Source organism: Streptomyces syringium, assembly GCF_017876625.1.
Classification (GTDB): Bacteria; Actinomycetota; Actinomycetes; order Streptomycetales; family Streptomycetaceae; genus Streptomyces; species Streptomyces syringius.
This window is the reverse complement of the sequence record NZ_JAGIOH010000001.1, coordinates 5,352,275-5,365,362: the sequence shown is the minus strand read 5'-3', so window position 1 is coordinate 5,365,362 and position 13,088 is coordinate 5,352,275. Positions and strand designations below refer to the sequence as shown.

15 protein-coding genes and 1 riboswitch are annotated in these 13,088 nt (G+C 70.9%); of the genes, 7 read left to right on the top strand and 8 right to left on the bottom strand.

Annotation, left to right across the window (positions count from 1 at the left end; all coding sequences use genetic code 11):
* Positions 1–79: 79 nt before the first annotated feature.
* The gene (locus tag JO379_RS24060) at positions 80–913 is read right to left on the bottom strand and encodes an enhanced serine sensitivity protein SseB C-terminal domain-containing protein (protein WP_209518844.1); all 834 of its coding nucleotides are present in this window, start codon (positions 911–913) and stop codon (positions 80–82) included.
* Positions 914–1,291: 378 nt separating this feature from the next.
* Between JO379_RS24060 and JO379_RS24055 the strand changes: the two genes are divergently transcribed.
* Complete coding sequence (locus tag JO379_RS24055) at positions 1,292–1,822, top strand: hypothetical protein (protein WP_130880037.1); 531 nt, start codon at positions 1,292–1,294, stop codon at positions 1,820–1,822.
* A gap of 58 nt (positions 1,823–1,880) precedes the next feature.
* Here the strand turns inward: JO379_RS24055 and JO379_RS24050 are convergent, their stop codons facing one another.
* On the bottom strand, positions 1,881–2,567 hold the full coding sequence (locus tag JO379_RS24050; protein ID WP_372449150.1) for an AAA family ATPase: 687 nt from the start codon (positions 2,565–2,567) through the stop codon (positions 1,881–1,883).
* 147 nt (positions 2,568–2,714) lie between these two features.
* A riboswitch (glycine riboswitch) is annotated at positions 2,715–2,811 on the top strand.
* Positions 2,812–2,987: 176 nt separating this feature from the next.
* On the opposite strand from JO379_RS24050, the gene gcvT reads away from it, so the two are divergent.
* From gcvT to JO379_RS24025, 5 genes are all read left to right on the top strand, one after another.
* Entirely contained in the window at positions 2,988–4,103 is a 1,116-nt protein-coding gene (gcvT, locus tag JO379_RS24045) for a glycine cleavage system aminomethyltransferase GcvT (RefSeq protein ID WP_130880035.1), read from the top strand.
* A gap of 77 nt (positions 4,104–4,180) precedes the next feature.
* On the top strand, positions 4,181–4,555 hold the full coding sequence (gcvH, locus tag JO379_RS24040) for a glycine cleavage system protein GcvH (protein ID WP_130880034.1): 375 nt from the start codon (positions 4,181–4,183) through the stop codon (positions 4,553–4,555).
* 46 nt (positions 4,556–4,601) lie between these two features.
* Positions 4,602–5,864, top strand: coding sequence for a serine hydroxymethyltransferase (glyA, locus tag JO379_RS24035; protein ID WP_130880033.1), 1,263 nt, complete (start codon positions 4,602–4,604; stop codon positions 5,862–5,864).
* Between the two features lie 250 nt (positions 5,865–6,114).
* On the top strand, positions 6,115–7,497 hold the full coding sequence (locus JO379_RS24030; RefSeq protein WP_130880032.1) for an L-serine ammonia-lyase: 1,383 nt from the start codon (positions 6,115–6,117) through the stop codon (positions 7,495–7,497).
* Between the two features lie 105 nt (positions 7,498–7,602).
* The gene (locus JO379_RS24025; protein WP_209516952.1) at positions 7,603–8,034 is read left to right on the top strand and encodes a VOC family protein; all 432 of its coding nucleotides are present in this window, start codon (positions 7,603–7,605) and stop codon (positions 8,032–8,034) included.
* Here JO379_RS24025 and cutA read toward each other — a convergent pair.
* Positions 7,994–8,329: a divalent-cation tolerance protein CutA gene (gene cutA, locus JO379_RS24020; RefSeq protein WP_130880027.1), complete on the bottom strand. Its 336-nt coding sequence runs from the start codon at positions 8,327–8,329 to the stop codon at positions 7,994–7,996. The two genes, JO379_RS24025 and cutA, sit on opposite strands and share 41 nt — an antisense overlap.
* A gap of 62 nt (positions 8,330–8,391) precedes the next feature.
* Between cutA and JO379_RS24015 the strand changes: the two genes are divergently transcribed.
* On the top strand, positions 8,392–8,700 hold the full coding sequence (locus JO379_RS24015) for a hypothetical protein (protein ID WP_130880026.1): 309 nt from the start codon (positions 8,392–8,394) through the stop codon (positions 8,698–8,700).
* 37 nt (positions 8,701–8,737) lie between these two features.
* Here JO379_RS24015 and JO379_RS24010 read toward each other — a convergent pair whose 3' ends face one another.
* The 5 genes from JO379_RS24010 to JO379_RS23990 all read right to left on the bottom strand — a co-directional run bounded on the left by JO379_RS24010 (position 8,738) and on the right by JO379_RS23990 (position 12,865).
* Complete coding sequence (locus JO379_RS24010) at positions 8,738–8,950, bottom strand: EF-hand domain-containing protein (protein WP_130880025.1); 213 nt, start codon at positions 8,948–8,950, stop codon at positions 8,738–8,740.
* Between the two features lie 73 nt (positions 8,951–9,023).
* Positions 9,024–9,548, bottom strand: coding sequence for an N-acetylmuramoyl-L-alanine amidase (locus JO379_RS24005; protein WP_245381538.1), 525 nt, complete (start codon positions 9,546–9,548; stop codon positions 9,024–9,026).
* 433 nt (positions 9,549–9,981) lie between these two features.
* Positions 9,982–10,590: an ATP-binding protein gene (locus tag JO379_RS24000; RefSeq protein WP_370423964.1), complete on the bottom strand. Its 609-nt coding sequence runs from the start codon at positions 10,588–10,590 to the stop codon at positions 9,982–9,984.
* A 178-nt stretch (positions 10,591–10,768) separates the two neighbouring features.
* Complete coding sequence (locus JO379_RS23995) at positions 10,769–11,536, bottom strand: enoyl-CoA hydratase/isomerase family protein (protein ID WP_209516946.1); 768 nt, start codon at positions 11,534–11,536, stop codon at positions 10,769–10,771.
* Positions 11,537–11,641: 105 nt separating this feature from the next.
* A complete protein-coding gene (locus JO379_RS23990) occupies positions 11,642–12,865 on the bottom strand; it encodes a L,D-transpeptidase (RefSeq protein ID WP_245381537.1) in 1,224 nt (407 codons plus the stop codon).
* Positions 12,866–13,088: the final 223 nt, after the last annotated feature.

The following is a 13,088-nucleotide window of genomic DNA, read 5'->3' as shown; positions in this document are numbered from 1 at the left end:
ACCGCAGGGGGACGTGACTGCGCGCCCCCTGTCGTCATCCAACCAGCTTACGAGCCCGCGACGGCGGGCACGGGAGGAGTCACAGGTCACGGTCGTAGAACGGGCGGACTCTCTCCCGCAGCCAGTCACCGACGGGGTCCTGCGCGACGTCGAGGAAGACCAGCTGCACGGGCCAGGGCACCGGCACGGTGCCGAGGGCCCGGCCGAGGGCGTCCAGGGCGGCGGTGCGGCTCCCGGGGTCGGGCAGGTCCAGCTCGACGCCGACGAACAGCGCCGGGGCGCCGCCCTCGACGCTCGCCAGGGTGCGGCGCGCGGTCCTCACGACGGCGGCGGCCGCGAATTCCAGCCCGGCGGCGGCGAGGAAGGCGGTGGGCTCGTCCTGCCAGTCGGGCTCGAAGAGCCTGACCCGGCCGCCGGTCGCGTCACCGTCCAGCGCGCTGCGCCCGGCCCGGCAGAGCGCGGCCACGGCGGCCGGCGGCAGCGGAACGCCGACCGCGCCCTCGGGGTTGACCACGATGCCCACCTGCGGGGGCAGCCCGCGGGCGAATTCCACGGCGGGCGCGACGGCGAAGGACATCAGATCGCCGGCGACGCTCCGGAACTGCGCCTCGGAGCTGAAGACGGGGACGAACGCAGCGCCGTCGAGTTCGAGGGTGGGGAGATCGAGGTCGGGGCTGTCGGGGCCGCCGCCGTTCGGCAGCGGTATCCACAGGTGACTGCGGCCGAGGGCCTCGACGATCGCCGGACCGGCGCCGGGGTCGCCGAGGGAGCCGGCGAGCACCGTCTCGAGTTCGTTGGCGGGCCACCCCTGAGGGAGGCCGGGGGCGCCCGGAGCACCGGGGCCGCCCTGGGGGCCGCCCTTAAGGACACCGCCCTGAGCGGGGGTCCAGCCGTACTGCTCGGGGATGCTCATCTCGTCCAACTCGCCCAACGCCGTCCAACCACCGTATCGACAAAGCCGCATCCGAACCCTAGCGGCTCCGGGCCCCGCCGCTCTCGTCGGCCGCCGAATTCGGTGCCGATCCGGGCGTTCGGCGCGGGTGGCGACGTCCGTACCGATATAGGGCACGAGCCCCCGGCGGTCGGGGCGCACGCGCACCCTTTCGGCGGGCAGTGCTCTCTCGGGGCGGCGGCTCCCGAGCGGCCGACGAAGACGCAGGTCAAAGGGGTGGAACGGCGCGTAACAGCCGCCACGCACGGTAGCCGATGAGTTGCGCAGGGCCACCGGCCCGGCACACGGTGAGCGGACAGCTTCCCGGCAGCCTCACCGAACTGAAGGGACACACCCCGCATGCGCGTCAACAAGCTCGTCTCCACCGCCATAGCCGCCGTCGCCTGCGGCTCCCTCGTCGTGGGTGTCGCCGGTCCCGCCCTCGCCGCCGCACCGGAACCGGCCCCCACAGCCGCGGCCCCGGACCCGAAGGCGGCCACGGCACAGCAGCTGGAGACCGTGGCCAATCTGGGTGAGCTGCTCGCCCTGGCCGCGAAGATCGCAACCGAGGCACAGGCGAAGACCCCGAACAAGGCCGTGCTCGCGGATCTGCGCCAGCGGTATCAAGCGGCGGCCGACAAGCTGCTGAAGTCCGTGAAGTCCAGAGCGGGCACGCCCGGCGGTCTGCCGGCGGACGCCGTCAAGGACGTCCGGGACGCCCTGGCGAAGCTGACCAAGGACCTCACCGAGCTGCTCGCGGCCGTGGTGGCCGTCGACCTGCCGAAGGTGACGGCAGGCATCGCGGAGGTCGTCAAGGACCTGCAGGCCCTTCTCACTGCGGTGCCGAAGCTCGCGACGGGCGCGCTGCCGCTGCCGGTTCCCGGCGTCTAGAGGCAGGGGCCCGGCCGGCCCGGCGGGCCGTCAGCCGTCAGCCGTCAGCCGTCAGCCGTCAGCCGTCGAAGACGATGCCCTCCAGCGCCCGGGCGGCGGCGCGGTCGAGCAGCGCCGCGGACACGCATCCGTCCGGCAGCCGCCCGGCCGCGGTGTCCGCGACCAGCCGTGCCATCGCCCGGCGGTGCCGCCCGAAGGCGTAGGCGGAGACGGTGCGGCCGCGCGCCGCCTGACCGGCGAGGGCGGTGGCCGGGTCCACGGCCAGCACCAGCAGATGGACCGAGCTGCCGCGCCGCCGCGCGTCCCGGACGAGCCAGCGGCGGACCCAGCCGCGCTGGCCGCAGTCGTGCACGACCGCGCTCGCGTCCGAGCGCAGGGCCCGGCGCAGCCCGGCGTAGTGGGCGATCCGCACGAGCGGGCGGTAGACCCCGTAGGGCAGCCAGGGCGGCATGCGGCGCTCCAGCCGGTCACGGGCGTCCTGCGAGTCGACGCACCAGACCACCGCGTCCCGGCTGTCGAGGGCGGCCACGGACCGCCGGATCAATGTCGACTTGCCGCTTCCGGGCAGCCCGGAGACGACGAGCAGGTCTCCGGCCGGATAGCGCAGGACCGCGGGGACCGCGCCCCCGCGGAGATCGCGCACACCCGTCGGCCCCACTTGTCGCCGCGCCCCCTGTGCCTGCTGTGGCCCAGGCGGCACGGAGCCCGCCCCTCTCGCGTCCGTACCCCGCGCCCGCACCGTGATCCCCCTCCTCTGGCCTCCCCCGTCCGGCCCTTCCCGCCCCCTACCCACCGAACGTAAAGAAAAGGTAATCCAATTCAGGGGGTCTCGGGCCGTCCGTCGCACGCCTGTACGTGCAATGATGTGCGCGCCAACTGCATACCGGCCGCTCGAATCCGCGCGGGAGAGTCTCAGCACTATGTGTGCTGGGCGCCGAAGGAGCAAGTTCCTCCCTTGAATCTCTCAGGCCCCGTACCGCGCGGGTGAGGCAGATCTGAAAAGCGAGGCGCCCCCGGGCGACCTCCACCCAAGGTGCAAGCCGGGGACTCGCTCGTTTCGAGGCTCCCGGTGAACCTCTCAGGTTCCGATGACAGATGGGGAGGCCGTGACCCCTCTTTCGCGAGCCTTCCGCGAGTCTCGCGACCACGCCTGGGAGCCTGAACCATGACCGAAGCCCCCCGCCGCACCGCCCTCGACGCGCTTCACCGCGCGCTCGGCGCGACGATGACCGACTTCGCGGGCTGGGACATGCCCCTGCGTTACGGGAGCGAGCGCGACGAGCACGTCGCCGTGCGGACCCGTGCCGGTCTCTTCGACCTGTCGCACATGGGCGAGATCACCCTCACCGGCCCGCAGGCCGGCCGGGCGCTGGACTTCGCGCTCGTCGGCAATCTGTCCGCGCTGGCCGTCGGCCGGGCCCGGTACACCATGATCTGTGACGCCGCGGGCGGCATCCTGGACGACCTGATCGTCTACCGCCTGGCCGACGAGGAGTTCATGGTCGTCGCCAACGCCTCGAACGCGCAGGTCGTGCTGGACGCGCTGACCGAGCGCGCCGCGGGCTTCGAGACGGCCGTCCGCGACGACCGCGAGAACTACGCGCTGCTCGCGATCCAGGGCCCGCAGTCCCCCGGCATCCTGAAGTCCCTCACCGACGCCGACCTCGACGGCCTCAAGTACTACGCGGGTCTGCCGGGCACGGTGGCGGGCGTTCCCGCGCTGATCGCCCGTACGGGTTACACCGGCGAGGACGGCTTCGAGCTGTTCGTCGCCCCGGCCGACGCCGAGCGGCTGTGGCAGGCGCTCACCGAGGCGGGCGCGGCTGCCGGTCTGGTGCCGTGCGGCCTCTCCTGCCGCGACACGCTGCGCCTGGAGGCGGGCATGCCGCTGTACGGGCACGAGCTGACCACCGCCACGACGCCCTTCGACGCGGGCCTGGGCCGGGTCGTGAAGTTCGACAAGGAGGGTGACTTCGTCGGCCGCGAGGCCCTCACCGCCGCCGCCGAGCGCGCCGCGGCGAAGGCGCCCCGCAAGCTGGTCGGCCTGATCGCCGAGGGCCGCCGGGTGCCGCGCGCCGGGTTCCAGGTCGTCGCCGACGGCCAGGTCGTCGGCGAGGTCACCTCCGGTGCCCCCTCCCCCACGCTCGGGAAGCCGATCGCCATCGCCTACGTCGACGCGGCGCACGCCGAGCCGGGCACCAAGGGTGTAGCTGTGGACATCCGCGGCACCCACGAGCCGTACGAGGTCGTCGCCCTGCCGTTCTACAAGCGTCAGCGCTGACCCTTCTCGCTCAACTCTCGTCCCACCTGTCAAGACCCGTTGCAAAAGCATCAACGCGCATCCAGGAGAATCAAGCCATGAGCAACCCCCAGCAGCTGCGTTACAGCAAGGAGCACGAGTGGCTGTCGGCCGTCGAGGACGGCGTGGCGACGGTCGGGATCACCGAGTTCGCGGCCAACGCGCTCGGCGATGTCGTCTTCGCCCAGCTCCCCGCGGTCGGCGACACCGTCACCGCCGGTGAGTCCTGTGGCGAGCTGGAGTCGACCAAGTCGGTCAGCGACCTGTACTCCCCGGTGTCCGGCGAGGTCGTCGCGGCCAACCAGGACGTCGTGGACGACCCCGCGCTGGTGAACTCCGCCCCCTTCGAGGGCGGCTGGCTGTTCAAGGTGAAGATCACGGACGAGCCGGCGGACCTGATGTCCGCCGACGAGTACACCGCCTTCGCCGGCTGAGCCCGTACCCCGCCTCCGCCCCACCCAGGAAGTCCAGGAAGAACTCATGTCGCTTCTGAACAGCTCCCTCCATGAGCTCGACCCCGACGTCGCCGCCGCTGTCGACGCCGAACTCCACCGCCAGCAGTCCACCCTCGAGATGATCGCCTCGGAGAACTTCGCTCCGGTCGCGGTCATGGAGGCACAGGGCTCGGTCCTCACCAACAAGTACGCCGAGGGTTACCCGGGCCGCCGCTACTACGGCGGCTGCGAGCACGTGGACGTCGTCGAGCAGATCGCGATCGACCGGATCAAGGCGCTCTTCGGCGCCGAGGCCGCGAACGTGCAGCCGCACTCCGGCGCGCAGGCCAACGCCGCGGCGATGTTCGCCCTGATCAAGCCCGGCGACACGATCCTGGGTCTGAACCTCGCCCACGGCGGGCACCTGACCCACGGCATGAAGATCAACTTCTCCGGCAAGCTCTACAACGTGGTCGCCTACCACGTCGACGAGCAGACCAACGTGGTCGACATGGAGGAGGTCGAGCGCCTCGCCAAGGAGCACCGTCCGAAGCTGATCATCGCCGGCTGGTCGGCGTACCCGCGCCAGCTCGACTTCGCCGCCTTCCGCCGGATCGCGGACGAGGTCGGCGCGTACCTGATGGTCGACATGGCCCACTTCGCGGGCCTCGTCGCCGCCGGGCTGCACCCCTCCCCGGTGCCGCACGCGCACGTCGTGACCACCACCACGCACAAGACCCTCGGCGGTCCGCGCGGTGGTGTGATCCTCTCCACGGCCGAGCTGGCCAAGAAGATCAACTCCGCGGTCTTCCCCGGTCAGCAGGGCGGCCCGCTGGAGCACGTGATCGCGGCGAAGGCGGTGTCCTTCAAGGTCGCGGCGAGCGAGGAGTTCAAGGAGCGCCAGCAGCGCACCCTGGACGGCGCGAAGATCCTGGCCGAGCGCCTGACGCAGTCCGACGTGGCCGAGGTGGGCGTCTCCGTCCTCTCCGGCGGCACGGACGTGCACCTGGTCCTGGTCGACCTGCGCAACTCCGAGCTGGACGGCCAGCAGGCCGAGGACCGGCTCCACGAGGTCGGCATCACGGTCAACCGCAACGCCATCCCGAACGACCCGCGCCCCCCGATGGTCACCTCGGGCCTGCGGATCGGCACCCCGGCGCTGGCCACCCGCGGTTTCCAGGCCGAGGACTTCCGTGAGGTCGCGGACATCATCGCCGAGGCCCTCAAGCCGGTCTACGACGCGGAAGGCCTGCGCGGCCGCGTCACGGCCCTGGCGGACAAGCACCCGCTGTACGCCGGCCTGAAGTAACGAAGGCAGTTCGGATTCACCCGCCGGTCCGGGGCATCGCGCACACTGAGAAGTGAGTGCGGTGCCCCGTACCGTGTGGCGCAGCGCACGCCCCTCGCCCCCAGGAGTGGCGTCCGCACACCGCACACTGGACATACGGCTGTAGAACAGTGCACAGTGCCCGTCCGGTATGTCGGCGCGTACGCGCCCGCCCCGTGCGTCACCGCACGTCCCCCCAGTACCACCCACCAGCAGACAGGAAGCCGCCACCGTGGCCATCTCCGTTTTCGATCTCTTCTCGATCGGCATAGGCCCGTCCAGCTCCCACACGGTCGGCCCGATGCGCGCCGCACTGATGTTCACGCGGCGGCTGAAGAACGAGGGCCTGCTGGCGCACACCACGTCCGTGCGGGCCGAGCTCTTCGGCTCGCTCGGCGCCACCGGCCACGGCCACGGCACCCCCAAGGCCGTCCTGCTGGGCCTGGAGGGCCACTCCCCCCGCACGGTCGACGTCGAGACCGCCGACGACGAGGTCGAGCGCATCCGCACCACGAAGCGGCTGCGGCTGCTCGGCGCGGAGATCGGTTCGGACCACGAGATCGACTTCGACGAGTCGACCCAGCTGATCCTGCACCGCCGCCGCTCCCTGCCGTACCACGCGAACGGCATGACCCTCTTCGCATACGACGAGGCCGGCGCCCCGCTGCTGGAGAAGACGTACTACTCGGTCGGCGGCGGCTTCGTCGTGGACGAGGACGCGGTCGGCGAGGACCGGATCGTCCTCGACGACACCGTGCTGAAGTACCCCTTCCGCACCGGTGACGAGCTGCTGCGCCTCTCCCGCGAGACTGGCCTGTCGATCTCCGCGCTGATGATGGAGAACGAGAAGGCCTGGCGCACCGAGACGGAGATCCGCGAGGGGCTGCTGGAGATCTGGCGCGTCATGCAGGCGTGCGTCGCGCGCGGCATGTCCCGCGAGGGCATCCTCCCCGGCGGTCTCAAGGTCCGCCGCCGTGCCGCGAGCACCGCCCGCCAGCTGCGCGCCGAGGGTGACGCGCAGGCCCGCGCGATGGAGTGGATCACGGTCTACGCCATGGCGGTCAACGAGGAGAACGCCGCCGGCGGCCGGGTCGTCACCGCCCCCACCAACGGCGCCGCCGGCATCATCCCCGCCGTCCTGCACTACTTCCTCGACTTCGTGCCCGGCGCGGACGAGGACGGCATCGTCCGCTTCCTGCTGGCCGCGGGCGCGATCGGCATGCTCTTCAAGGAGAACGCCTCGATCTCCGGCGCCGAGGTCGGCTGCCAGGGCGAGGTCGGCTCGGCCTGCTCGATGGCGTCCGGCGGTCTCGCCGAGGTGCTCGGCGGCTCCCCGGAGCAGGTCGAGAACGCCGCGGAGATCGGCATGGAGCACAACCTGGGCCTGACCTGCGACCCCGTGGGCGGTCTGGTGCAGATCCCGTGCATCGAGCGCAACGGCATGGCCGCCGCCAAGGCCGTCACCGCCGCGCGCATGGCCCTGCGCGGCGACGGCCGCCACCACGTCTCCCTCGACAAGGTCATCAAGACCATGAAGGAGACGGGCGCCGACATGAAGGTCAAGTACAAGGAGACGGCGCGCGGCGGCCTCGCCGTCAACGTCATCGAGTGCTGATCCGGCCGTTCAGCGCCGCGACGGCCTGAAACCTGCCCCCTGCCACCCCGTGGCAGGGGGCAGGGCCGTTTCCCGGGCCGGCCGCTTCCGGGGCATGATCACCACATGCATCGTCTCGGACTGGTGACCCTCGTCGTGCGGGACTACGACGAGGCCATCGCCTTCTACGTGGACGCCGTCGGATTCGAACTCGTCGAGGACACCCGCATCGACGAGCAGAAGCGCTGGGTGGTCGTCCGCCCGCCGGGCGCCCGGGAGACGGGGCTGCTGCTGGCCCGGGCGGCGGGCCCCGCGCAGGAGGCGCGGGTGGGCGATCAGACGGGCGGCCGGGTCGGGCTGTTCCTCAACACCGACGACTTCGCGCGCGACCACGAGCGGATGCGGGCGGCCGGGGTCGTGTTCCAGGAGGCTCCCCGCAAGGAGCCCTACGGGACGGTGGCCGTCTTCCGGGACCTGTACGGGAACCTGTGGGATCTGATCGGGCTCGACGCCCCCGCTACGGCCCCGTCTCCCTCGTCTCCTCCGTCAGCCACCTGAGGTACTCGGCGCTGCCCGTCGTGACCGGCGTGGCGATGATCTCGGGGGTGTCGTAGCCGTGCTCGGCCCGGAGATGGGCTTCCAGCTCCGGGTAGCGGGCGGCCGTGGTCTTGTAGACCACACGCCATTCGGGGGCCGTTTCGACCTGGCCGCGCCACCGGTAGACGCTGGTGACCGGGCCGTCGACCTGGGCGCAGGCGGCAAGACGGCGGGCGATCGCGGTCGTGGCCAGGTGGTGCGCGTGGTCGGCGCTGTCGGTCGTGGTCGTCACCGTGAGGTACTGGGCGTCCGGCATGGCGCCGACCGTACCGCAGCGCGACGAGGGCGTTGTCAGTGGCGCCGCGTACGCTCGCGAGCATGAGTTACGCAGACCTGCGCGAACTCCAGAGCGCGCTCAATACCGCTTCGGACATCGCCTTCTCGCTGGACGCCGCGCCCGCGGCGCACGAGGCCGATCAGCTCGTGGACGCCCTGCGCCGGGCACTGACCGCGGCCAATGCCCTGGGGGCCGGGTTCGGTGCGACGGGCTGCGCCGAGCATCCGCGGGGAGCGGTCGACCCGCTGTACGGGGACAAGGACGATCCGCTGCCGCCGGGGTGGGGGCGGTGCCTGTTGTGCAACGACCGCCGGCGGCGGGCCAGCGCGCAGCGACGGGGCTGGCGCTGACCCGGCGGCCGGGCCCGCATGGTTCCCGCGGGCCGGGTCAGGCGTTGTAGGAGGTCCAGAACTCCTCGAAGGACAGCACGCCGTCGCCGTTGCCGTCCTTCTTGTTGATGATGGCCTGGGCCACGGTCTCGGTGACGTTGAAGTCGCCGAGCTCGGCCATCACGCTCTTGTACTCGGTGGCGGTGATGAAACCGTCCCCGTCCACGTCGAACCGGTCGAACGCCTTGCGCGCTGCATCGATGCTGGCCACGCGGGCCTCCCCTTTTGTGTGCTGGTGTGACCGGCACAGATTAGCCGTCGCCTCCGGGTGCCGGTCCGGGGGTTCAGCCGTCGGCCACCAGCTCCATGTAGCGGGTCCAGTCCCAGTACCGTCCGGGGTCGGTGTGGGTGGCGCCGGGGACCTCGTGGTGGCCGATGACATGGGCGCGGGTCCTGGGGATGCCGTAGCGCGTGCAGATGGCGGCGGCGAGCCTCGCGGAGGAGCGGTAGAGCGCGTCGGTGAAGTACTCGGGGCGGTCGGTCCAGCCCTCGTGCTCGATGCCGATGCTGCGGGTGTTGTAGTCCCAGTTGCCGGCGTGCCAGGCGATGTCCTTCTCGCGGACGAACTGGCCGATGTAGCCGTCGGCGGAGGCGACCATGTAGTGCGCGGAGACCTTCGACCGCGGATTCTGGAAGATCTTCATGGCGTCGGGGAACGTCTCCTGGGTCACATGGACCACGACGTAGCGGACGGGGTAGGCGGCGGGGCGGCCGGAGACCGTGTAGTTGGCGCTGTCGGCCGGGATCCAGTGGGTGGCCGGGTAGCCGGCCGCGGGGGTGGCGGGGTCGGGTAAGGCGGGTTGTGCCATGGGGGGCTCCATCGGTCCGCGGCGCGGGAAGCGCCGGATGGTGCCATGACACCCGCCGGGCACCCGGACCGCAAGGACCGCGGCCGCGGCCCCCGTTATTACTCACAGTAAAGGCGCATAAAGATAAGCGGTCGCGCCAAATGATTCATGGAATGCAAGGCGGGTGGCATAGCTCACCTTTGATTACCGAACGGTATTGCCAGTGATATCCCATTGGGGGTGATTGCCCCTTTGGCTCCCGACCACTCCGCGTGACATAGTCGGGGCAACGACCCCCATTGACCCGGGCCAGGTCGTCATTACGCCGCGGGATACACCCCAATTCATTCCGCGGCCCACGAAGAGGCCTCCGGCCCGTCGCATTCCGACGGATGGAGGCCTCTTCGTTTGGGGTGAACGCGCACGGCACCGGCCGCACCCGCCCGCCACCGGCTCAGCGGTCGGCGACCCGCATCTCGAACCACGTCGTCTTGCCGCGCGCCAGCAGGTCCACGCCCCAGCGGTCGGACAGCTTGTCGACCAGGAACAGCCCCCGGCCGCTCGTGTCGAGCTCGCGCACGGGCAGCAGGCACGGCAGCCCGCGCGAGGGGTCGCGCACCTCTATCCGGAGCCAGCCGCGGCGGCGCAGCATCCGCAGGCCGAAGCACCGGGCACCGGTGTGCCGGACGGCGTTGCCGACGAGCTCGGAGACCAGCAGGACCGCGTGCTCGGTGAGTTGGGCCGACAGGCCCCACTGACGCAGGACGACGGTCTGGGTCAGCCGCCGGGCCGCGGCCGCCGACTCCGGACGCGAAGGCAACCGGACCTCACCGAGTGTGGGGTTGCCGAACAGTTCGAGCGCCTTCAGCGCCAGTTCATCCTCAACGGTCGGGCTCCACCGCACAGCGGCCGTACCGACCCGCTGCCGCGGTTGCTCCGATCCCTCCAGGCCCGCCATGCCCCCATCATGGCCGCCGTAAAGCCGCCACGGAGGGGAACGTAGGGATTCACCGCACCGGAACCTACGATTCCACGCGCCCCTCCCGACATATGCCATGGGCAGCGAGGCCCCTGGGAAACGTTCACCGACCTGCGGCGACGCCCGGTGCCCGACGGGCCCCCGACGGGCCGCGACCGGGTCAATCCAAGGGGTACGCACGCCGGAGGAAATTCCCCCACAAGAGGCAACCCTCCGGCGTGCGCCCCCGACAGGGTGTCGGCGGCCGGCAACCCGGCGCGGGTCAGCTGAACTTGGCCTTGCCCGGCCCGTCCTGGACAAAGCTGCGCATACCGATCTCCCGGTCCTCGGTCGCGAACAGCCCCGCGAACCAGTTCCGCTCGATCGCGAGCCCGGTGTCGATGTCGGTCTCCAGCCCCGCGTCCACCGCCTCCTTGGCCGCGCGCAACGCGATGGCGGGGCCGGCCGCGAGCCTGGCCGCCCACGCGTGTGCCTGCTCGTACACCTCCTCGGCCGGTACGACCCGGTCGACGAGGCCCAGGGAGAGCGCCTCCTCGGCCTTGACCTGACGACCGGTGAAGATGAGGTCCTTGGCCTTGGACGGGCCGATGAGCCGGGACAGCCGCTGGGTGCCGCCCGCGCCGGGGATGAGTCCGAGCAGGATCTCGGGCTGGCCGAACTTGGCGTTCTCGGCGGCGATCCGGAAGTCGGCGCACAGGGCCAGCTCACAGCCGCCGCCCAGGGCGTAGCCGGTGACGGCGGCGACGACGGGCTTGGGGATGCGGGCCACGGCCGTGAAGGAGTCCTGGAGCCCGCGGGACCGCGCCACCATGGCGGCGTGGTCCATGTTCTGCATCTCCTTGATGTCCGCCCCGGCCGCGAACACCTTCTCCCCGCCCCACAGCACGACGGCCCGTACGTCGTCGCGGCGGGACGTCTCCTCGGCCAGCTCCCGGATCCGGTCCTGGGAGGCGATGTCCAGTGCGTTCATCGGCGGACGGTCGAGCCGGATCGTGCCGACGCCCTCGGCTACCTCTAGGTGCACAGTCATGGCAGCAGGTTAGTACTGGTTAACCGCATGTGCGTGGGGCCCGGTCCACGGATCTACCGTGCACCGGGCCCCACAAAAACGACGTCAGGCGTCAGGTGTCAGACGTCAGCTGCTCTTGCCCCAGTCCGCCCAGGGCATGTTCCAGCCGTTGAGGCCGTTCTCGGGCTGGATCGTCTTGTCGTCGGAGTTCTTCACGACGACGACGTCACCGATGAGGGAGTTGTTGTAGAACCAGGCGGCCGGGGTGGACGGGTCGCCACCGCCGCGCTGGTCCTCCAGGCCCACGCAACCGTGGCTGGCGTTCTCCGAGCCGAAGGTGGAGGAGCCGGACCAGTAGTTGCCGTGCAGGAAGGTGCCGGAGGTGGACAGGCGCATCGCGTGCGGCACGTCCGGGATGTCGTACTCGCCCTTGCCGTCGGCCTTGGTGAAGCCGACGGTGGCGCCGTTCATGCGCGTCACCTCGTGCTTCTCGCTGATGACCATCTGGCCGTTGTACGTGGGGCTGGCGGGGGAGCCGGCCGAGATCGGGATGTCCTTGATGACCTTGCCGTCCCGCTCGACCGTCATCCGGTGGGACTTGGCGTCGACCGTGCTGATCTGGCTGCGGCCGACCGTGAACTTCAGGGTCTTGGTCTGCGAGCCGTACACGCCCTCGCGGCCCTCGACGCCGTCGAGGTTGAGCTGGACGGTCACCTTGGTGCCGGCGGCCCAGTACTTCTCGGGGCGGATGTCGAGGCGGTCGTTGCCGAACCAGTGGCCCTTGACGGGTACGGACGGCTCGGCGGTCACCTTGACGGCCCGCTCGACGGCCTTGGGGTTGGTGATGCCACGGCTGAAATTGATCGAAACGGGCATTCCCACGCCGACGGTGGTGCCGTCCTCGGGCGTGAAGTAGCCAACGAAAGTGTTCTTCGGGGTGAGGGTCGTGAACGCCGCGTGCTTGGCGGACGTCCGGCCCTTCTTGTCCTTCGCGATGGCGTCGACCGTGTACTTCGTGGAGGCGGCCAGGTGACTGGTCGGCTCCCAGGCCGCACCATCGCCGGTTATCTTGCCGTCGACCGTTCTGCCCTTGGCGTCGGCGACCTTGACGGACGTGATGCTGCCCTTCTCGGCGGTGACCTTGAGGGCACCGCTCGTCGCGACGTCCTTCGCACCGTCCTTGGGGGCGATGGTGACGACGGCCTCGGAGGGGCCGCTGACACTGGCACCGGCCTTCTTCGCGTCATCCGACCCGCCACAGGCGGTGACCAGCAGCAATGTGGCCCCGAGCAGCGCGGCGAGCGGTGCGCTGCGGCTCCCCCGCCGACCCGGTATCGGCTGCGTCTTCAAAACGGTTGTCTCCCCTCACACGGCCCGCCCACGCGGCGCCCATCTGAGCGCGGCACGCGCGCATGGCGATAGATAACCACACGCCCCGGACGGCACCGCCCCCCGCGTATGTCACCGTTCGGTCCCAAATGGGAGTGGTGGTACGAGCCGTGTGCCTGGCGCTTGACCAGTGGCTCGATCGGGGCAGCATATTTCAGCCACCCGGGCCGGATGACCGGGGCCC